This window comes from Halomonas huangheensis, from assembly GCF_001431725.1.
GTDB lineage: Bacteria > Pseudomonadota > Gammaproteobacteria > Pseudomonadales > Halomonadaceae > Halomonas > Halomonas huangheensis.
The window spans coordinates 4030303-4051424 of sequence record NZ_CP013106.1 but is presented as its reverse complement, the minus strand read 5'-3'; the positions used below and the strand labels follow the sequence as shown (position 1 = coordinate 4051424).

Sequence of the window (21122 nt, the reverse complement as noted above, 5' to 3'; positions counted from 1 at the left end):
CTTTGGTCCGGCTCAGGTGTGTATGAGTTCGGCGAGTGGCATGAAAAGCTGGCGCTACGTCAAGAAAATGGCAAGAAGTATGAAAAATCTCATGCTGTTGAGTGGTCGATCACCATACTGGTCATGCATGGCGTCGAGCGGCGAGAATGCGAGAGCGACGTTTCAAGGACACGTGGGTGGCTGCCATCAGCGGCCATGCGGGAAATATCATTACCAAGACAGGATGTGACACTTGGCCAAGATCATCGTTGTGACCTCCGGTAAAGGTGGGGTCGGCAAGACTACCAGTGCAGCGGCCATTGCCACAGGGCTGGCGCTGCGAGGCAACAAGACCGTGGTGATCGACTTTGACGTCGGCCTGCGGAACCTGGACCTGATCATGGGCTGCGAGCGTCGTGTGGTTTACGACCTGGTCAATGTGATTCAGGGCGAGGCAGGGCTCAATCAAGCGCTGATTCGTGACAAGCGGGTTGATAATCTGCATATCCTTCCGGCGTCCCAGACGCGGGACAAGGATGCCTTGACCCAGGAAGGGGTGGAGAAGGTTCTCGACACCCTTGCCAAGGATTTCGATTTCGTCATCTGCGATTCGCCTGCCGGTATCGAGCGTGGCGCTCAATTGGCAATGTATTTCGCCGATGAGGCGATTGTCGTTACCAACCCCGAAGTGTCGTCGGTGCGTGACTCCGATCGTATCCTCGGCTTGCTGTCGTCCAAGACGCGCCGTGCCGAGTTGGGTAAGGACCCGATTCGTGAGCACCTGCTGATCACGCGTTACAACCCCAATCGGGTCGACCGCGGAGACATGCTCAACCTTGAAGATATTCGAGAGATTCTGGCCATCGATCTGGTTGGCTTGATTCCTGAGTCCGAAGCGGTGTTGCGTGCTTCCAACCAGGGTGTCCCGGTCACTCATGATGGTGACAGCGACGCTGGCCAGGCCTACCAGGATACCGTGGGTCGCCTGCTGGGTGAGGACGTGCCGCTACGCTTCCATGAGTTCCAGAAGAAAAGCCTGCTAAGCCGCATGTTCGGAGGAGGTCGCCGGTGAAACTACTCGATTTCCTGAAGCGCGAGCGCAAGAAGTCTGCGTCTGTCGCCAAGGAGCGGTTGCAGATTATCGTAGCCCATCAGCGTAGCCAGCGTGAGCAGCCCGATTTTCTGCCGATCCTGGAGAAGGAGCTGCTTGAGGTGATTCGGCGCTATGTACAGGTGGATGACGATGCCATCAACATGACGCTGGACAGTGAAGACAACTGTTCCGTGCTCGAGTTGAACGTCACGTTGCCGCGCGGCGGCTGACTGTGATGGCTGCGAAAGCCTTGCCGGTTACCGCGCTCGTCGGTGATCGGCCTTGTTGTGCATTGTTTAAACTGGGCATTGTTTGAACTGGGCATTGTTTGGACAGGGCACTACCTGAGCGGTGCACTATTGAAGTGGCGAAGACTGACCGCCAAGCTGAGCATCGAGGTAGCCTGTGTTAGGCTTTGGCCTCGCTGATTTCCCCTGAAGAGTTTTCCTCCATGGCGCAGTCCACTGCCGCTCCGCTGACTTACCTCTGGCACGATTACGAAACCTTTGGTGCCGACCCGCGCCGTGACAGGCCATCGCAGTTCGCGGCGATTCGCACTGATGCGGATTTCAACGAAATCGGTGAGCCTGTGGAGCTGTTCTGCAAGCCAGCCGATGATGCGCTGCCACATCCCATGGCATGCTTGATCACGGGCATTACACCGCAACAGGCTCGCCGCAAGGGTCAACCTGAAGCCGAGTTCGCCGGTGCCATCTTCAACGAGATGAGTGTGCCGGGAACCTGTGCGCTGGGCTACAACAGTCTGCGTTTCGATGATGAGGTCAGTCGTCATCTGTTCTATCGCAATCTCATTGACCCCTATGCACGCGAGTGGCAGAACGGCAATTCGCGCTGGGATTTGATCGATGTGGTACGCGCCTTTCATGCCTTGCGACCGGAAGGCATTGAGTGGCCGAAGCGCGAAGACGGAGCGACGAGCTTTCGTCTCGAGGATTTGACCGCAGCCAATGCTATCGAGCATGCAGGAGCGCATGATGCGCTGGCTGATGTGCGCGCCACCATCGCGCTTGCCAGGCTGTTGCACGAGAAGAACGCAAACCTGTTCGACTATCTACTGTCACTGCGCAACAAGCGTCAGGTGGCCTCGCGTTTGGACCTCTCGCAACGACGCCCGGTATTGCATATCTCGCGCCGTTATCCAGCCAGCCGAGGATGTAGTGCGCTGGTGATTCCGCTGGCGGAGCATCCTTCCAACCCCAATGGTGTCATTGTCTTCGATCTGTCGGTGGACCCTGGGGAGCTGCTGCAACTGTCTGCGGAACAAGTGCGTCAGCGGGTTTTCGTCAGTAACGATGATCTTGCTGAAGGGGTTGGCCGTATCCCATTGAAGGTCATCCATATCAACAAGAGCCCGGTGATCTTTCCGCCCAGTGTACTCAAGGATGTCTCCGGGCCACGTCAGGGCGAGTACGGTGATATTGTCGAACGCCTTGAACTCGACATGAACCAGTGTCGCGAGCACTACAAGCGTATAGCCGCCGATCCTTCCGTCGCTGACAAGGTGCGTGAAGTCTTTGCCGATGCACATCCTGAACCGCCTCATGACCCGGACCTGATGTTGTACTCCGGCGGCTTCTTCTCCCCGGCGGACCGTCAACAGATGCAGCGTGTCCGAGATACCGACCCATGGGATCTGGTCGATGCTCGTTTCGCCTTTCAGGATCCACGTCTCGAAGAGATGTTGTTCCGTTATCGCGCACGCAGCTATCCCGATACCCTGACCGGTGAAGAGCAGGCGCGCTGGGAAGCGCAACGTTGGGAGCGTATGAACGATTCGACGGTCTCGAGCCTGACGCTCAAGGATTTTGCCCGCGAGATCGAACGTCTCAATCAGACATCGCTATCCGACCGCGAGCGCCAGATACTCGAGGAGATGGTGATGTTTGTCGAATCGATCATGCCGCCCCAGGCATTCGGTTAAGCAATAGCTGCCAGCCTTCGCTCTGGACAGGCGCTGAGCTGCTGTAAACGAGCACTCGATAACAGGCACTCAAACAATCAACCCGGCCAATGGCCGGGTTGATTGTTGATGGTGGAAGGTCAATACCAGAGACCCATACAAGAACCTAGTGTGTGTCGGAGCCTGTCGCATCCTTGAGGTTGGCGGCCGGAATTTCCGAGTGTGGTGCATCGCTGGTGGAATTGGCATTGCTGTCGCCTGGCAAGACTTCCAGGCCTGCCTTGAGGCCGGCGACGTCACTGGGCGAGGCGCCAGGGTCGAAGGTAACATCGACCACATCATGACCCAGTAGATCACCCCAGGCATTGCTCAAGTCACTGGCGTTCACCTCGAGGACGGCTGCGGCAAGGCGCTGGTGATGGTCAAACTGCAGGTCACCCCAGGAGAGAGCTCCCCAAAGTCGAGAGGTGCGCTCCGGAAGGCTGGTGTCGCGTACCAGTAGCTCGTCGTGGACGGCCTGACGGTAGGTGGTCAGGTCCTCATCGTCGAGGTTGGATAGCATCTGCGGGACACCATTGAGAAATGCATCAACGTGTTGCCGCAGTTCGGCGCTTGGAGTGGCTGGCGATTGCACCAACATGCTGATGCCGGGGGCATAGAGCAGTGGTGAATAGCCGGCGTTGACCACATAGCCGAGTTGTTGCTCGGTGCGCAGACGCTGATAGAACGGCGTCTCCAGCAGCTTGCCGAGCACTGCCAGTCTAGCCTGTGTCGTCACCGATTGGTCGGAGCCCTGCAGGTATCGCAGCAGAATCGACTCCTCGCGGGTGGATTCTGGTGTCAGTGCCGGCAGATCGTTGGCGTCGAGCACCACCAGGTCAGGGATGTCATCTGCGCTCAGTTGCGGCTGCAGCTTGTCGATGACCTGTTGAGCCTCGTCGTTGGCGAGGTCCTTGTCGAGGTTGCCCACTGCCAGTGCTTGAACGTGCAGTTGGCTCAGGAAATCGTCACGGTAGTTGCGTAGGTCATCCAGGCTGATGTCATCGAGAGCCTCCAGCAATACAGGAGTCGACCACTGAGGGCGAATCAGCGCCTCTGACAGAGTACGTTGTGCCTGGTAGTAGAGCGGGTCCCTGGGTGTATTACTCCACTGACGTTTCAGCCCGTAGCGCACGCGTTCGAGGTTGCTGGCCTCGATCTCGCCATTGAGCAACTGGTCGATGACCTGCTGCATGACCAGCGATTGGCGGTCACGCCAGCCGGTGAAGGACAGCGTCATGCCACGTGAATGGGCATAAGCGGTATAGCTCTGGCCAGCCAGGCGCGCGGCATAGAGCTGGTCGTTGAGGCTGTCATTGAGCCAGCCGGCAAGCAGTCGTGCCATCGCAGCCTGGCGTGCCGACTGGCTTGATTCAGGGTGCTGAAGGCTGATGCGCCAGGAAACCCTGGGCGTATCGAACTCGCTGTCGGCCTTGTACCAGATATCTGCTTGCGGGCTGTCGAGCAGCACGGTGGGAATATCCTGGTGTTGATCGAGTAGCGCCAGGTCTTCGGCGATAAAAGGGTTGGGGGCGGGCAGTGCAAGCCCGGAGACCGGCTGGGCTTCGTTGGCCTTGAGCGGCACTTTGCGCCAGGCAGTGTCGTAATACCGAGTACGCTGCTCGCTATCCACGTCCGGGCCGCTGTACAGGCGCAACAGACGCTCCGGACGCAATGCATCGAGCCATTGCTCTGCCTCATCGCGGTCCAGACCATCCATGCGGTAGGCAGCGCGGTTGACGTCTTTCAGAGGATAGTAAGCGAGGTTCATCGACAGGCGTGTAACCTCGTCGATGGGACTGCCGTGTTGCTGGAATTGGAAGGACTGGTCGGCGAGGCTGGCCTGCTCGTCGTAGCGCGACTCACTGACTCCGTCCTCGCGAATCTGCTTGATGGCGGCAAACAGGCTGGCTTGAATACGGTCGATGTGCTTTGCGCCTTCCGGCGTGAGGCTGATGTCGACAGAGAACAACGCGTGTTGGCCATCGCTGCGGGCAGTTCCTGCGGATAGACCGTCAGCCCAGCCTTCCTTGCGTAGCTCACTAAGCAGGCTTCCGGGGCCTTCGTGGCCAAGCAGGTTGGCAATGTAGCTGTCCGGCTTGGTGCGATAGCTGAGGATGGGGTCCTCGATCGGGAACATGAAGGTGACGTGACGTTCGTCACGCAGTGACTGGACCTCTGCAGCCATCGGCAGACGATCAGTTTCCACCAGTGGTGTAGTGATGCTGGCGCGTTCGAGGTCGCGGTTGGGGATCGCAGAGAAGTCTTCGCTGACCATCCTGGTCAGTTGGTCCAGCGGTAATGGCGCGACCACGGAGAGATGCATGACGCCTGCACCATAATGCTGCTCGTAGAACTGCATGACGCGATCACGCAGGCTCGGTTCGCCCTCTGGGCGATCCGCCAGTGTCTCGGTACTACCTACCGAGAAGCCAACCGTCGGGTTCTCGGGGTTGAGGAGGGCATCAAGTACCTCGTTCTCGCGACGCGAATCATCACGTAGACGCGCCTGGTATTCGGAATTGACTACAGTGCGCTCACTGCCGAGTTGGTCGGCATTGAACAGTGGGTCGATGAAGAAGTGGCTGAAGCGATCCAGAGCGCCTTCCAGTGCATTGGGCTCGATATCAAAGAAATAGTTGGTGTCCCTGGACGCGGTAAAGGCGTTGTGGTTGCCGCCATGCCGGCTGATATAGCCCTGGTAGGCATCGGGCTCAGGCCAGGCATCGGTACCCAGGAACAGCATGTGCTCCAGCAGATGTGCCAGCCCCTGCAGGTCATCAGGGTCCTGTGAACTACCTACAGCCACGTTCATCGAGGCAGCGGCCTTGTCGGCCTCGGGATCACTGACCAATAGCACTTCGAGACCGTTGTCGAGGGTCAAGACTCGGTAGTCGCGTTGATCATGAGGGCTGACGATCGGCGTGGTGACGTCGGCTACCTCGGCCGGAATGGCCTGGTCGGACGTTTCGGCGGCGAGGATGCCGGCAGCCTGCCAGGGCAGGGTGAGGGCGCATAAAGTCACGAGCAGCACACGGCCGCGTCGACGTGGGGTGGTTGCCATCATATCTCCTGTTCGGGCTTGTCGCGCCGCATTATGCCAATGGGGTGGGCGCATGATGGATCCTGTTCGCGTGGATTGTTCACACGTCTAGATACCGGAAAAGCTCCCAACAGTTCCCTCGACGCCGGCATGAGCATGTCACTGACGGCTTCCTGTGGTGTCTGTGGGTCGAGCCAACGATGGGCATCCTCGCGGGTAATCAGAGCCGGAAGACGGTCTGAGAGAGGTTCCAGAAAAGCAGGACTGGGCACCGTGATGAGTGCAAAGGAATCGTTGTAGTCCGTCAAGGTGGTATGAAAGCGACACCAGATACCGGCCAGCAGCATCGGGCGTCGATCGGCGTGCGTGATCAGGTGTGGTTGTTTGTAACCTGGTCGGGGTTGCCAGGCGTAGACCCCTGCCGCAGGCACCAGGCAGCGGCGCGAACAGATGGCGTCGCGGAACATCGGGCGCTGGGCAAGCCCTTCGGCGCGAGCGCAGTGTGGTGCCTGATCAAGCACCGTCAACCAGGGCGGGGTCAGGCCCCAGAAGGCGTTACCCAGGGTAGGGCGCGCCGCCTCGAGGCGTATTACCGATAGTGGCTGGCGCGGGGCCATGTTGACACCACTGATGACATCAGTAGGTACATAGAGGTCGGGCACTGCCTGCTCAACGCTGGCAGCGGTAATGTACAGTCGACCTGTCATGAAGTCTCCAGCCAGGAGCTGTCCGGCGTTGAAAGCTCGTTGCGGGACAGCATTTCCCTTGCGCTTGCGACAGTGTGGGGTATTCTGTCGAAAACACTGTTCGATTAATGTATCCTAACCTGTGAACGTAAGGAAGGACTGACCTATTGTACAGATGATATGGCACTTTTCGTTGCTGTCACTCTGCGCGAGGTCAAGACTTCGAGTCCCACCCTTTGCCGCTGATCCGGCGTTACTGTGAGAGGAAAGCGATGGCTCGTCCCAGACAGCATGCCCCCGAAGAGCTACACGCTCAGGTGATGGCGGCCTGTGACGCCTGGCTGAGTGAACAGCCTGTCCATGCGCTCTCGCTGCGCTCGCTGGCGCGAGAGGTCGGTTGCGCGCCCAGTACGCTTCTCAAACTTTATGGCAGCTTCAACAACCTGCTGCAGCACGTCAATATCGAGAGTCTGTCTCGACTGCGTGCTGTGATCGAACCGCTGTTGGCGGATACTACCCCTCCCGAAAGGCGCTTGCGTGCTTTGGCCATGGGCTATTGGACCTTTGCCCGTGACGATGCTCACCGCTGGGAGTTACTGTTCGACTACCCGCTGGCGCAGGAAGGAGAGCTCGATCGTCGTCAGTCGGATATGATTGAAGCACTCTTCGCTCGTGTTGAGGCGACGCTCAAGGAATATCAACCCTTGTTGGATGACCAGGAAGCACGGCGCCTTGCTCGCACCCTATGGGGCAGTGTGCATGGTCTGGTGCAGTTGGGTTTGAATGATCGCCTGGGTTACTGGCAGGGCGGTGCATTTGGGGTGGATGAGTTGCTTGCGCAACTGATGAGCACCACCCTGGCTGGGCTTGAGAGGGTGCCGTTGGACCCGTGAACGCACTTCTTATCTGGGGCATTATCGCGCTATTGGTAGCAGCTTATGCCTGGCACTTCGTTAGACAGCCCGCCTGGCACCTTCGTGGCCTCGTCTATATCTTGATTCATATCATGTATCGTCTGCGATTCAGAGGGCGTATCCATATTCCGGCGCGTGGCGCGGCGTTGGTGGTATGTAACCACGTCAGTTTTGTCGACGCGCTGGTGATGGGGGGAGGGAGTCCACGCCCCTTGCGGTTCCTGATGGACAAGCCAATCTACGATTCGAAGTGGCTCAATTGGCTTTTTCGTATGGTGGGGGCGATCCCGGTTGAGTCGGATCGAAGTGATCCGGGGAACGTGCGGCGAGCGTTGGATGAAGTCAGTCGAGCTCTGCGCAACGGCGATATCGTGATGCTGTTCCCCGAAGGGCGATTGACGCCGGACGGCAATACTCATGCCTTTCGTCGTGGTCTGGACCTGATTCTTCAGCGTGACCCCGTACCAGTGATTCCCGCAGCATTGTCAGGGTTGTGGGGCTCATGGACATCTCATGCTCATGGCCGCGCCCTGTCGCGTGGGCCGAGGCGCTTCCGTGCCAGAGTCGCATTGTTCTTCGGCGAGCCTGTGCAGCCGGGCCGGGCGACTCGCCAGTTACTTGAACAGCAGGTGCGGGAGCTCAAGGTGGAAGCGGATGCCTGGGTGCATTCGAAGCGATGAGTGTGAGAGTGTGAGGCTGTTTGGCCAACGGTGCTCAAGACCCTGGCTTGCAAAACAGCAGTTCTCACAACAGCAGTTTTCACAACAGCAGTTTTCAAGACGATAGCTTTCAAGGAAACGGGGCGGCCGATCGGCTGCCCCGTTTGCATGTCATGCTCCTGACTTGGCGGGTGCCGTTTGTACGCAATTTGCCTGGCGTTCGATAATATCGGCGAATGATTGGACCAGGACGAAGAATGATGCTGCCAGCAGGCCGACATCCTTGAGCAGGAACTGTCCCGGCGCCACACTGATGGCCGGGAAGCCCAGGCTGCCCTCGATCACGCCGGGAGTGCTGAGCATGAAGCTCAGGGTGGTGATGAACAGACCTGATGACAGCAGGCCGCCAATGGCCGATAACCACGGTGACAGAATTCGTCCGGCGATCAGCAGAGCAATGCTCAGCTCAACGATGCCCAGGAATGTCGAGAATCCGGTGACCGAGAAGATCTCGTATAGCCAGGCCAGCAGGGGACTGTTCGAGACCAGCGGGACCAGGCCTTGTGCCTCGTAGGCAGTAAACTTCATTCCGCCGAACCACAGGTAGATCAGGACCAGTGCGGCAAAGAGGCCATAGCTGGCCAGAATCGATAATGTTCTCTCAAGGCGTGTTGCACTGGAGTGGTGGTGGGCGCTGACGAGGGGCATGAGATGACTCCTTTTTTTAACGATCGTACCAAAATTGCGCATGATGGTTCCCTGTGTGCATGGTCGCGGAGCGTTGTGTTCGCGACCGTGCACGATTATTGGTAGTTCAGATGCAGGCGATCATCGGTGTAGCGGCTGGCTGGTCCGACGATGAGAACATCTGGAAGTAAGGCTACTTATTCTGGTACGATCGTTCAATAATTATTTACAACAGAATTTCATTGATTGGTGGGCGATGCCATGAAGACGCCTGGAGCGCCAATGCCATGGATATTGTCTGCCAGGTCTCGGGAGGAGTGATGGCTCGGCCACGCAAGTTTGATAAGCAAATAGTGCTTACCAGCGCAATGGAGGTCTTCTGGCGCCATGGCTATGAAGGAACCTCCACCAGCACACTGGAGCAAGCGACGGGGCTGGGACGTGGCAGCTTGTACAATGCCTTCGGCGACAAGCGTGGGCTCTATCTCTGCGTGCTGGATCACTATGCTGATGTATACATGGGTGAAGCCATACAGCGGATCAAGGGCTCCGACACGTCTCGCCTCGGGATACGTGCGCTGTTCCAGTTCGTGGTAGAGGCGTCGTCAGAGAGTAGCTGGCGTGGTGGATGTCTCTTGTGTGATGCCGCGATCGAGAAGGCACCCCACGATGAGGATGTGGCTGAGCGCGTGCGGCGCTCCTGCGAGCGACTGGTGCGAGCCATTGCGACGATGATCGCCAGCGAGCAGGCCGACCGGGATGAAGCACTGATTATGGCCGAGGCCAACCGCGCGTTGACGACCTACATGGGCTTGCGTGTACTGGCCCGGGCCGGCTACCCCAGTGAGACGCTCTCGGCGATTGCCGAGAGCGAGTATCTTGCCTAGGCCTGACCGATCTCGTTGGTCATGCGGCGGGCTGCGGGCCAGCAACACACCGAGGTGATCAAGTTGTCGCGCACCTCAAGAATTTCCATGCGAATGCTGCCGATCTGTAGACAGGCCTGACCATCCGGGAAGGCTTCCAGATATTCCAGAATCAAGCCATTGAGCGTCTTGGGGCCATCGGTGGGTAGGTGCCAGCCGAGCGACTTATTGATCTCGCGAATGTTGGCTGTGCCATCTATGACATGGCTGCCGTCGGCCTGGGGCAGCATATCCTGCTCAAGGTCTGTTACATCGGTAGTGAACTCACCGACAATCTCCTCAAGGATATCCTCGAGTGTCACCAGCCCTTCCACATCACCGTATTCGTCGACCACGATGCTGATGCGCCGCTTCTGTTTCTGGAAATTGAGCAGTTGGGTATGCAGTGGCGTCGATTCGGGTATGAAATAGGGTTCACGGGCTTCCTGAACGATGGCGGCCTTGGTGACCTCGTCATGGGAAAGGAAGCGGGCTGCGTTGCGTAGGTGCAGCATGCCGATGATGCTGTTGATATCGCCTTTGTAGACGGGGAGGCGTGTGTGCTGGCTGGTGCGGATCTGAGCAAGGATGTCCTCCAGATCGTCATCCAGATCGATGCCCACCACTTCGTGCCGTGGGACCATGATGTCGTTGACGGTGACGTTCTCGAGGTCAAGGATCGACAGCAGCATCGCCTGGTGACGACGTGGTATCAGAGTGCCGGCTTCATGGACCACGGTGCGCAGTTCGTCTCGTGTCAGGTTGTCTCCACCGCCATCGGTGTTGCGTACCCCCAGCAGCCTCAGCAGGCCATTGGAGACGAAATTGACCACCCACACCAGCGGATATAGTAGCTTCAGCAGTGGTTCCAGCACCATGGATGCCGGGTAGGCAATGCGCTCCGGCATGATGGCTGCGAAGGTCTTGGGGGTTACCTCGGCAAAGATCAGTACCACGATGGTGAGGATCGCAGTGGCAATGGCCGGGCCGCTGACTTCGCCGAAAAAGTGGATGGCGATGATGGTGGCAATCGAGGCCGCGAGATTGTTGACGAAGTTGTTGCCGATGAGAATCACGCCGATCAGGCGATCGGGTCGCGTCAGCAGGCGCAGAACGCGTTTGGCGTTACGTTGGCCACTGTTGGCTTGGTGGCTGAGTCGATAACGATTGATCGACATCATGCCGGTTTCGGAACTGGAAAAGAAAGCCGAGAGGGCGATGAGCAGGAACAGCAGGCCAAACAGTGTTCCTACGGGAAATTCGTCGCTCAAGTCTTTGGGTCCTGGGTCACGGGTAAGGGTCGAGTTTTAGGGGCTCGACCAGGGTGTGTCAAGAAAAGTACCGAGTGGGTTCCGAATCGGCAGCATTTTGTGCATCAATACGCACCAGTTGTGGGCGATCTGGATCAAGGGTTCGCCAACAGAATTTCGAGTACGAACTTGCTGCCGAAATAGGCGAGCAGCAACACAATATATCCGCCCAGGGTCCAGCGAACGGCACGCATGCCGCGCCAGCCGAGACGGTAGTGGCATAACAGTAGCGTGGCAAAGACCAGCCATGCGAGCAGCGACAGGACTGTCTTGTGAACCAGGTGCTGAGCAAACATGTCGTGCAGGAACACAAAACCACTGGCAATCGACACGCTCAGCAGGATAAGACCGACCCAGAGCATCTCGAACAGAACACGTTCCATGGTCGTCAATGGGGGCAGTGACTGGACTACGCCACGAATGCGATGGTGCTTGAGAGCCTTGTTTTGAATGCCGACCAGAATGGCCTGTAGTGCCGCAATCGCCAGCACAGCAAACGCCAGTGCGGAGCTGACTGCATGCAGGGCGATACCTGCGGTCATGCCATTTGTGTTGGTCGGCGTTGGCATCTCGGTGCCCAGCAGCAACACGATGCCAGCAAAGGGGAATAGAGCCGTGGCGATATTCAGGACTGGTTTGAATAGACTGGTGCAGAGCAGGATGATGACGGCGAGGACCGTGGCCAGTACTGCGCTGGTGGAAAAACCCGGCAGTAGCGAGCCTTCATGCACAAGCAGGCCAATGGCAATGAGGCCGTGAAACACTGCAGCAAGTGCACCGAGTCCGCGTACCAGTAAATCTCTGGGCGGCACGCGACGTACCAGGGCGAGGCCCTGCCAGGAGGCGGCTGCGAGATAGAAAACGAAGGCCATCAAGGCCAGGGGTAAGGCCTGCATGCTGTCCGTACGCCTGTGGTGAGTGAACAGGGGGCGAAGGCAGGCGACTCGGAAGGTTCCGGACTGCCGCTGGCACCCTGTCTGCATCATTGCCGCGGAACGGGTCCGGGCATCTACCGGCCCTCACTATACCGAATCGTAGCCTTGCCTGACAGCTGCATGGCGACAGCTGCATGGAGAGTCAGGCCGACAAGGCGTATAATTTTCGCCCAACGCTATGAGAGGCGGCGACAGCTCGTCTCCAGGCCATTGCTTTCAAGGGGCCTTTCATGTTCCAGAATCTCAGTGAGCGTCTGTCGCAGACGCTGAAGTCGATCAAGGGCCAGGCGCGCCTGACCGAGGACAACATCAAGGACACGCTGCGCGAGGTGCGCAAGGCGCTGCTGGAGGCGGATGTCGCGCTGCCAGTGGTCAAGTCCTTCATCGAACGTGTCCGCGAGCGTGCCGTCGGCCAGGAAGTATCGCGCAGCCTGTCGCCGGGCCAGCAGTTCGTCAAGATCGTTCAGCAGGAGCTGGAAGCGACCATGGGCGAGGCCAATGAAGGCCTGAACCTCAAGGGGTCGCCGGCGGTGGTGCTGATGGCAGGTCTGCAGGGGGCGGGTAAGACCACTTCTGTAGCCAAGCTGGCGCGTTATCTGCGCGAACGCGAGAAGAAGAAGGTACTGGTGGTATCTGCCGACGTCTATCGTCCGGCAGCCATCGACCAGCTCGAGACGTTGGCAAAGGAAGTCGAGGTCGACTTCTTCCCGTCGCGCTCGGACGAGAAACCAGTGGATATCGCCGAAGCGGCGATCAAGCATGCTCGCATCCAGTTCCATGACGTTTTGATCGTCGATACCGCCGGCCGCCTGGCCGTCGATGAAGCGATGATGGACGAGATCAAGGCGCTGCATAAGTCGATCGAGCCGTCCGAGACGTTGTTCGTGGTCGACTCGATGACCGGTCAGGATGCTGCCAATACCGCACGCGCCTTTGCTGATGCCCTGCCGCTCACGGGTGTGGTGCTGACCAAGGCCGATGGTGATGCCCGGGGTGGTGCTGCGCTCTCGGTGCGCCATGTCACCGGTCGTCCAATCAAGTTCATGGGTGTCGGCGAGAAAGTCGATGCGTTGGAACCCTTCCACCCCGACCGTGTTGCTTCACGGATTCTGGGTATGGGCGACGTATTGTCATTGATCGAGGAAGCCGAGCGCACCGTCGACCGTGGCAAGGCCGAACAGCTTGCTCGCAAGGTCAAGAAGGGCCAGGGCTTCGACCTGGAAGACTTTCGTGAGCAGTTGCAGCAGCTCAAGAACATGGGCGGCATGGGTGGCTTGCTCGGCAAACTGCCCGGTATGGGGCAGATGGCTGAGATGGCCCAGGGACCGGGGCCGGAGAAGGAACTTGGCAAGCTCGAAGCATTGATCAACTCGATGACACCACGTGAGCGCCATCAACCGGACATCATCAATGGTTCGCGCAAGCGTCGCATCGCTGCAGGTGCCGGCCTGCAGGTGCCGGACCTCAATCGTCTGCTAAAGCAGCACAAGCAGATGCAGAAAATGATGAAGAAAGCCGGCAAGAAGGGCGGCATGCAGAAGATGATGCGTGGCATGTCGGGCATGATGGGCCCCGGTGGTATGGGTGGCCCAGGCGGCATGGGTGGTCCGGGTGGAATGCCGCGGCGCTAGTCCGGACTCTGGATGCGCGCTGTTCGGCCCTGTTCGGCAGGGCCGAAAAAGGTTCCCATGTGGAGCGCTTTTCCGTAGAATACCGCCTCTTCACTATTGGGTCCGTGTTCAGCGCGGCTCTTTTCGTGAGTAAAAGCTCGTTGTGAGTAAAAATTCGGTTTGAAGATTCGTTTCTCCAGCCGTTTCAATATTGTAATCAACCGAAGGACAGTCAACGTATGGTTACCATTCGTCTGGCACGTGGTGGCGCCAAGAAGCGTCCCTTCTACCACCTGACCGTGACCGACTCTCGCAAATCCCGTGACGGCCGTTTTATCGAGCGTCTGGGTTTCTTCAATCCTGTTGCCCGTGGTCAGGAAGAGCGCCTGCGCGTCGACCTGGATCGCATTGCTCATTGGCAGTCTCAAGGCGCCCAGTTGTCTGGCCGCGTTGCTGAACTGGTCAAGGAAGCTCGCAAGCAGGCCTGATTCAGGCTCGCGTGTGACTAGAGCTGCTGGCTACGGCCAGCAACGGCGAAAAGCCGGTTTGCCAAACATCATCGAGTCACTGTGCTCCATATCGGTCGACAGTGAAGGATGTTTTTCGGAGTAGCATGGGGTCGCCAATGAGCCACAGCGCACAGCGCCAACCGGCCGACGATCGCCAGAACGACGATTTCGTCGTGTTGGGCAAGCTGACCAGTCCCTACGGTATCAAGGGCTGGATGAGGGTGTATTCCTACACCTCACCCATGAAGGGCATTCTCGACTATGCCGAATGGGTGGTCCGTCAGAATGGACAGCTTTCTCGCTATCGTCTCAAGCAGGGACGCCCCCAGGGGCGTGGATTGGTTGCCCAGCTCGAGGGTGTCGATTACCGCGATCAGGCCGAAGCTCTGGCCGGTGCGGAAATCCTGTTGCCCAAGCAAGAGCTGCCTGACCTGGAGAGTGGCGATTATTACTGGTATCAGCTTGAGGGCCTCAAGGTCACCACGCTGGATTCGGTATCTCTGGGTATGGTTGCCTATCTGTTCGAGACAGGTGCCAATGATGTGATGGTCGTCAAGGGCGAGGGTGCTCCTGATGATCGAGAGCGTCTACTTCCCTGGCTACCAGGTGACGTCGTCAAAAGCGTTGACCTCGAAGCAGGGGAAGTTGTGGTCGACTGGGATCCTGAGTTCTGAGCACTGTACACCTGTGCATTGCGTAAAGGATTCAAGCCACAGAAGACCATAGCTGTTCAGAAGACCAGTGCTGTTTGAATCAAAGCTGTTTGAATCAGGACTGTTTGAACCAGAGCTGTGTGAATAGAGCTGTGTGAATAGAGCTGTACAAATAGGGCTAATGCCGTGTGGATAGGAGTCGTGTCACTGTTCCCCGAGATGTTCGAGGCGATTACTCGCCAGGGCGTTACCGGGAGAGCCGTTGACCGTGGCCAGTTGAGTCTGGAGTTCTGGAACCCTCGGGATTACGCCACTGATCGTCATCGCACCGTGGATGATCGCCCCTATGGCGGTGGCCCCGGAATGTTGATGAAGGTCGACACTCTACGCAGCGCGATCCATGACGCCCGTGAGCGTGCCGCCGAGGCCACAGGCCAGCGACCGCGTGTGATCTATCTTTCGCCTCAGGGGCGGAGGTTGGATCAGCAAGGGGCTCAGGAATTGGCGTCAGGCCCACCGCTGATTGTGGTGGCTGGGCGCTACGAAGGCATCGATGAACGCGTAGTTGAAGCGGATATCGATGAAGAATGGTCCATTGGTGACTATGTGCTGAGCGGTGGTGAGCTGCCGGCCATGGTGCTGATCGACACGGCGGCACGGTTGGTTCCCGGAGTATTGGGCCACCAGGATTCCGCCGTCGAGGACTCCTTCAACGACGGTTTGCTGGATTGTCCGCATTACACACGTCCCGAGGAAATCAACGGACGTCGTGTTCCGGATGTCCTGCTCAGCGGCCACCACGGCGAGATTCGCCGCTGGCGGATGAAACAATCGCTGGGACGTACCTGGTTGCGGCGGCCGGACCTGCTGGACGGGCGGTCACTGACGCCTGATCAGCAGACGCTGTTGGACGAGTTCATCGACGAATACGCCGACAAGGCGGAGGTGCAGGACGTACCGGTGGCTTCCGACGATCAATAGATCGTTCGACCCGGGACCGGACCTGCGTCATCAACAGGCCCGCGTGCTCGTGCTGCGAGTGCCGGGATCACGATTCGCCGACGCCCACGACTGATTGGCGAATCACAACATTTTCAGGAGTTTGATGACATGAGTAGCAAGAACAAGGTGATCCAGGCACTCGAAGCCGAGCAGATGAGCAAGCAGATACCTGATTTTGCACCGGGCGACACCATCGTCGTCCAGGTCAAGGTCAAGGAAGGTAGCCGTGAGCGTCTGCAGGCCTTCGAAGGCGTTGTCATCGGTAAGCGTAATCGCGGCCTGAACTCCGCTTTCACCGTGCGCAAGATTTCTCACGGTGTTGGTGTTGAGCGTACTTTCCAGACCTACAGCCCGCTGGTTGACTCCCTCAGCGTCAAGCGTCGCGGTGACGTGCGTCAGGCCAAACTGTACTACCTCCGTGAGCGTAGCGGTAAGTCTGCGCGCATCAAGGAAAAGCTGGCCTAAGGCGCAAGCCTGCCAGTATGGGCGAGAGCCTGGTTCGCGATCGAATCAGGCCTTGCCGGTCCGACACCCCGTCACCGCATCCGCGGGACGGGGTGTTGTGGTATCAGGGACTGTCGAAAGGCATGAATGTGTCACGGAAGGGCTTGAATGAGTGAGCAGCACAGCAGCGAGAACACTGCGGCCAGTGAGCTGATCAACACCTTCCTCGACGTACTATGGCTCGAGCAGGGGGCCAGTGATCATACGTTGTCCGCCTACCGACATGATCTCCAGGCCTGGGCCGCGCGCTTGTCAGAGGATGGCGGCAAACTGTTGAGTCCAGGAGAGTCGCTGTTGCCGGTGTGGCTGGATGAGCGTCGAACTGCGGGCTATCAATTACGCAGCAACGCACGTCTATTGGCCAGCCTGCGGCGTTTCTATCGCTGGGCACTGGCCGAGGGGCAAATCGAGCATGACCCTCTGGCAGGTGTTCGTCTGCCGAGAGTTCGCCCCTCGTTGCCGAATACTCTTGAGGAAGAAGAGGTAGAGCGACTGCTGGCGGCCCCTGATCTGGATACTCCGCTGGGTTTGCGTGATCGCGCGATGCTTGAAGTGCTCTATGGTGCCGGTTTGCGTGTCAGCGAGCTGGTGGGGCTGACCAGCGATGCGGTCAATCTTCGTCAAGGCGTGGTGCGGGTCCGTGGCAAGGGCGGCAAGGAGCGCCTGATACCTCTGGGAGAAGAGGCCAACTGGTGGCTGCAGCGCTATATGCGCGAAGGACGCGGTGCCTTGATGTCCGATATCACGCGTCCGGCATTGTTTCCCGGGCGTGCCGATGCCAGCATGACACGCCAGACCTTCTGGCATCGGATCAAGCTTCATGCCAGGGTCGCCGGTATCGAGCGGCCGTTGTCGCCGCATACTCTACGCCACGCTTTTGCCACCCACTTATTGAATCATGGTGCCAACTTGAGGGTCGTACAGCTGTTGCTGGGACACTCGGACCTGTCGACAACCCAGATTTATACCCATGTAGCGCAGGCGCGTCTGGAAGCCCTGCATGCTGACCATCATCCTCGAGGTTGAAAATGACCCGTACTCTATCTGTCATGGCGGCACTGATTCTGACCACTGGCTTGCTGGCTTCCAGCATGGTGATGGCGGATACGCCTGAAGCGCTCAACGAGATCGAAGTCAACGGCCAGAAGATGCCGGTGCAGCAGGTGTTGGAAACGCCCATGCAAGGTATCTATGAAGTCCATCTCGATACCGGCGAAACGTTCTACACCAATGCCGAGGGCAAGTATTTCGTGATTGGTGACATGTTCGAGAACAGCGCCGACGGTCTGGTCAACCTGAGTGAGCAAAACCGCAGTGCACAACGTGCTGAACGCATTGCGGCGATACCCGCCGATGAGCAGATCGTGTACCGTGGGACCGATGAGCCTAAGGCGGTGATTACGGTATTCACCGACACTACCTGTGGCTATTGCCGCAAGCTCCACGAAGAAGTTCCCGAGCTCAATGAGATGGGCATCCAGGTGAATTACCTGGCCTTCCCGCGTGGCGGCATGTCGAGTGAAGGCGCTCGTCGTCTCGAGCAGGTCTGGTGCGCCGCCAATCGCACCGAGGCGCTGACCGATGCCAAGCACGATGAGCTACCAGAGAGCGCCGCAAGCTGCGACAATCCGGTAGCTGAACAGTATCAATTGGGTCGGGCATTGGGCGTGCAGGGAACACCGGCGATCGTATTGCCTGACGGTACCATGGTACCTGGGTATGTGACCGCGGATCGACTGGCCGCCATGCTCGACCTCGATAGCTGAGCCTGGTCTAGATAACTGAGCTGGGGCAGACGCCCAACCCAGCTGCGTCCCCAGAGGGCGTAGCCATTAAAGATCAGGGCCTCCACGGAGAGGCCCTGCAACAATCGCTGAGACACACATGCTTTGTGAGGGAGAAAGACATTGAAACCGGTGAGAGTGGGAATCTGTGGCCTGGGCACCGTGGGCGGTGGAACCTTCAACGTTCTAACGCGCAACGCCGACGATATTACGCGGCGTGCTGGTCGTCCTATCGTGATTGAGCAGGTTGCTCATCGCAGCCTCAATCCAGCCTGTGATCTCACCGGTATTCGCACTACTACCGATGTCTTCGAGGTGGCGTCCAATCCTGATGTCGACGTGGTGGTGGAATTGATCGGCGGTTACGACCTGGCGCGTGACCTGGTGATGACGGCGATCGAGAACGGCAAGCATGTCGTGACGGCCAACAAGGCGCTGATTGCCGTGCACGGTAACGAGATTTTCAGGGCGGCGCACAGCAAGGGCGTGATCGTGGCCTTCGAAGCGGCTGTCGCTGGAGGCATTCCGGTCATCAAGTCGTTGCGTGAGGGCCTTGGCGCCAATCGTATCAGTTGGGTCGCCGGTATCATCAACGGCACTGGCAACTACATCCTGACGCATATGCGTGATGAAGGCCGTGCGTTCGAGGATGTGCTGGCTGAAGCCCAGGCGCTGGGTTATGCCGAAGCCGATCCGACCTTCGACGTCGAAGGCATCGATGCCGCGCATAAGCTGACGATCCTCGCCTCGATCGCCTATGGCGTGCCGCTGCAGTTCGAAAAAGCCTATACCGAAGGCATCTCGCGGGTCACGGCTGAAGACGTTGAGCAGGCCGACAACCTCGGCTACATCATCAAGCACCTCGGCATCTCCAAGCGCACCGACAGCGGCCTGGAGCTGCGTGTACACCCGACGCTGATTCCCAAGGAGCGTCTGCTGGCCAGCGTCCATGGCGTCAAGAACGCCATTGCCGTGCTCGGCGATGCCGTCGGCCCGACGCTTTACTACGGCGCCGGTGCCGGTGCCGAGCCGACCGCTTCGGCGGTGGTGGCTGATCTGCTCGACGTGGCACGCGATATCTCCACCGAGCACCGTTATCGCACGCCTTATCTGGCCTTTGGCGGCATCAAGGAAAACGGCGTCTCGCTGCCGATCATGCCGATGGAAGATATCACCACCGCATACTATCTGCGTCTGCTGGCCGTGGATCGTCCCGGTGTGCTGGCACGCGTGGCGACCATCCTTTCCGAGGAAGGCATCTCCATCGAGGCGCTGATCCAGAAGGAAGCCACCGAAGGTGAGCTGGTGCCGATCATCCTGATGACGCATCGCACCTTGGAACGCAACATGAACGAGGCGATCCGTCGTATCGAATCGCTGGCGGATATTGCAGGTTCGGTGACCCGTATCCGCGTCGAAAGCCTCGATGAGGAATAAACCGATGCGCTATATCAGCACTCGCGGGCAGGCGCCCGCACTGTCCTTCGAGGATGTGGTTCTGACCGGTATGGCCGCCGATGGTGGCCTGTATGTGCCGGAATCCTTTCCCGAGCTGTCGACGCAGGAGCTGGCCGATATGGCCGGGCTCTCCTATGCGGAAATCGCCTTTCGGGTCATGAAGCCCTTCGTCGGCGGCGAGATCGACGACGACACCTTCCGTGGCCTGGTACGCGATGCCTACGCGACTTTCAGCCATGACGCCGTGGTGCCGCTCAACCAGCTCGATGCCAACCATTTCCTGCTCGAGCTGTTCCATGGCCCGACCCTGGCCTTCAAGGATGTCGCACTGCAGCTGCTGGGACGCATTCTCGATCACTTCCTCAAGAAGCGTGGCGAGCGTGCGGTGATCATGGGCGCGACCTCCGGCGACACCGGGTCTGCCGCCATCGAAGGCTGCCGTCATTGCGATAACCTCGATATCTTTATCCTGCACCCGCACAACCGGGTGTCGGAAGTACAGCGTCGTCAGATGACCACGGTGCTGGCCGACAACGTGTTCAATATCGCCATCGAGGGCAACTTCGATGACGCCCAGGCGATGGTCAAGGCCAGCTTCGCCAACCAGGACTTCCTCAACGGTACACGTCTGGTCGCGGTCAACTCGATCAACTGGGCGCGGATCATGGCTCAGGTGGTCTACTACGTGGCTTCTGCCGTGGCGGTGGGCGCTCCCCAGCGTGAGGTCAGCTTCTGCGTGCCGTCGGCCAACTTCGGCAATGTCTTTGCCGGCTATGTGGCTTATCGCATGGGGTTGCCGGTCAAGCAGTTCATCATTGCCACCAACGCCAACGACATCCTGCATCGTACCCTGGCGGACAACGACTTCTCGAAGCGCGAGCTGCTGGCAACTCTGGCACCGTCGATGGATATCGTGGTGTCGTCCAACTTCGAGCGCCTGCTGTTCGAAGCCTATGAACGTGACGGTCAGGCGGTGTCTGATCTGCTGACGCGCTTCCAACAGCAGCCCGCTGCACTGGCGGATGCACCGCTGGAACGTCTGCGCGCCAGGTTTGCCAGCCACAGCGTCGACGATGCCACCATCCTCGAGGTGATCCGCGAGGCGCACCATCGCACCCATGAGATCCTCGATCCGCATACCGCGACCGGTTATCGTGCCGCGGAGCGTGAGCGTATCGATGCGAGCACACCAGTGATTACGCTGGCGACTGCGCACCCGGCCAAGTTCGCCGAGGCGGTGGTTAAAGCGGGCTTCCCTGGCGTGCCATTGCCACCGCACATGGACGATCTGCTGGAGCGTGAAGAACGCTATAGCGTCCTGCCAGCGGAGCTGGAAGCGGTTCAGGACTTCGTTGCCAGTCATCGTCGCGGCTGAGGCCCTGGCGCCGCCGTGGCACTGGTCACGGCGGCGTTGCTTGTCTGTTGAACGGC

The 21122-nt window shown here is 58.7% G+C and carries 20 protein-coding genes; 15 read left to right on the top strand and 5 right to left on the bottom strand.

The window, feature by feature from the left end; translation table 11 throughout:
- The first annotated feature begins 232 nt into the window (after positions 1–232).
- The 3 genes from minD (at position 233) to sbcB (ending at position 3014) form a co-directional block, all read left to right on the top strand.
- Positions 233–1051, top strand: coding sequence for a septum site-determining protein MinD (gene minD, locus AR456_RS17475; RefSeq protein WP_021818027.1), 819 nt, complete (start codon positions 233–235; stop codon positions 1049–1051).
- A complete protein-coding gene (minE, locus tag AR456_RS17470) occupies positions 1048–1302 on the top strand; it encodes a cell division topological specificity factor MinE (protein ID WP_021818028.1) in 255 nt (84 codons plus the stop codon). The genes minD and minE overlap by 4 nt, the downstream gene beginning before the upstream one ends.
- A 221-nt stretch (positions 1303–1523) precedes the next feature.
- Positions 1524–3014, top strand: a complete 1491-nt coding sequence (gene sbcB / locus AR456_RS17465) for an exodeoxyribonuclease I (RefSeq protein ID WP_021818029.1) — start codon at positions 1524–1526, stop codon at positions 3012–3014.
- 145 nt (positions 3015–3159) lie between these two features.
- On the opposite strand, the gene AR456_RS17460 is transcribed toward sbcB, so the two are convergent.
- Entirely contained in the window at positions 3160–6099 is a 2940-nt protein-coding gene (locus tag AR456_RS17460) for an insulinase family protein (RefSeq protein ID WP_236995519.1), read from the bottom strand.
- On the bottom strand, positions 6096–6782 hold the full coding sequence (locus AR456_RS17455) for an SOS response-associated peptidase (protein WP_021818031.1): 687 nt from the start codon (positions 6780–6782) through the stop codon (positions 6096–6098). The genes AR456_RS17460 and AR456_RS17455 overlap by 4 nt, the downstream gene beginning before the upstream one ends.
- A gap of 251 nt (positions 6783–7033) precedes the next feature.
- On the opposite strand from AR456_RS17455, the gene AR456_RS17450 reads away from it, so the two are divergent.
- Both AR456_RS17450 and AR456_RS17445 read left to right on the top strand, forming a co-directional pair.
- The gene (locus AR456_RS17450; protein WP_021818032.1) at positions 7034–7654 is read left to right on the top strand and encodes a TetR/AcrR family transcriptional regulator; all 621 of its coding nucleotides are present in this window, start codon (positions 7034–7036) and stop codon (positions 7652–7654) included.
- A complete protein-coding gene (locus AR456_RS17445) occupies positions 7651–8355 on the top strand; it encodes a 1-acyl-sn-glycerol-3-phosphate acyltransferase (protein WP_021818033.1) in 705 nt (234 codons plus the stop codon). Before AR456_RS17450 ends, AR456_RS17445 begins: the two co-directional genes overlap by 4 nt.
- 150 nt (positions 8356–8505) lie before the next feature.
- Here AR456_RS17445 and AR456_RS17440 read toward each other — a convergent pair whose 3' ends face one another.
- Positions 8506–9042 (bottom strand): YkgB family protein, encoded by a 537-nt coding sequence (locus AR456_RS17440; protein WP_021818034.1) that lies wholly within the window; start codon positions 9040–9042, stop codon positions 8506–8508.
- A gap of 266 nt (positions 9043–9308) precedes the next feature.
- On the opposite strand from AR456_RS17440, the gene AR456_RS17435 reads away from it, so the two are divergent.
- Entirely contained in the window at positions 9309–9908 is a 600-nt protein-coding gene (locus AR456_RS17435; RefSeq protein ID WP_021818036.1) for a TetR/AcrR family transcriptional regulator, read from the top strand.
- Here the strand turns inward: AR456_RS17435 and AR456_RS17430 are convergent.
- Positions 9905–11197 (bottom strand): HlyC/CorC family transporter, encoded by a 1293-nt coding sequence (locus AR456_RS17430; RefSeq protein WP_021818037.1) that lies wholly within the window; start codon positions 11195–11197, stop codon positions 9905–9907. The two genes, AR456_RS17435 and AR456_RS17430, sit on opposite strands and share 4 nt — an antisense overlap.
- A 134-nt stretch (positions 11198–11331) precedes the next feature.
- The gene (locus tag AR456_RS17425; protein ID WP_021818038.1) at positions 11332–12132 is read right to left on the bottom strand and encodes a cytochrome C assembly family protein; all 801 of its coding nucleotides are present in this window, start codon (positions 12130–12132) and stop codon (positions 11332–11334) included.
- Between the two features lie 269 nt (positions 12133–12401).
- On the opposite strand from AR456_RS17425, the gene ffh reads away from it, so the two are divergent.
- The 9 genes from ffh to thrC all read left to right on the top strand — a co-directional run bounded on the left by ffh (position 12402) and on the right by thrC (position 21066).
- On the top strand, positions 12402–13802 hold the full coding sequence (gene ffh / locus AR456_RS17420) for a signal recognition particle protein (protein WP_021818039.1): 1401 nt from the start codon (positions 12402–12404) through the stop codon (positions 13800–13802).
- A gap of 218 nt (positions 13803–14020) precedes the next feature.
- Entirely contained in the window at positions 14021–14269 is a 249-nt protein-coding gene (gene rpsP / locus AR456_RS17415) for a 30S ribosomal protein S16 (protein ID WP_021818040.1), read from the top strand.
- 137 nt (positions 14270–14406) lie between these two features.
- The gene (gene rimM, locus AR456_RS17410) at positions 14407–14964 is read left to right on the top strand and encodes a ribosome maturation factor RimM (protein ID WP_021818041.1); all 558 of its coding nucleotides are present in this window, start codon (positions 14407–14409) and stop codon (positions 14962–14964) included.
- A 165-nt stretch (positions 14965–15129) separates the two neighbouring features.
- Entirely contained in the window at positions 15130–15924 is a 795-nt protein-coding gene (gene trmD, locus AR456_RS17405; RefSeq protein ID WP_031207306.1) for a tRNA (guanosine(37)-N1)-methyltransferase TrmD, read from the top strand.
- A gap of 129 nt (positions 15925–16053) precedes the next feature.
- Positions 16054–16410, top strand: coding sequence for a 50S ribosomal protein L19 (gene rplS / locus AR456_RS17400; RefSeq protein WP_021818043.1), 357 nt, complete (start codon positions 16054–16056; stop codon positions 16408–16410).
- 147 nt (positions 16411–16557) lie between these two features.
- Entirely contained in the window at positions 16558–17475 is a 918-nt protein-coding gene (gene xerD, locus AR456_RS17395) for a site-specific tyrosine recombinase XerD (protein ID WP_021818044.1), read from the top strand.
- Positions 17476–17477: 2 nt separating this feature from the next.
- Positions 17478–18215: a DsbC family protein gene (locus tag AR456_RS17390; protein ID WP_021818045.1), complete on the top strand. Its 738-nt coding sequence runs from the start codon at positions 17478–17480 to the stop codon at positions 18213–18215.
- Between the two features lie 141 nt (positions 18216–18356).
- Positions 18357–19670: a homoserine dehydrogenase gene (locus AR456_RS17385; RefSeq protein ID WP_031207310.1), complete on the top strand. Its 1314-nt coding sequence runs from the start codon at positions 18357–18359 to the stop codon at positions 19668–19670.
- Between the two features lie 4 nt (positions 19671–19674).
- Positions 19675–21066: a threonine synthase gene (gene thrC, locus AR456_RS17380; RefSeq protein ID WP_021818047.1), complete on the top strand. Its 1392-nt coding sequence runs from the start codon at positions 19675–19677 to the stop codon at positions 21064–21066.
- Positions 21067–21122: the final 56 nt, after the last annotated feature.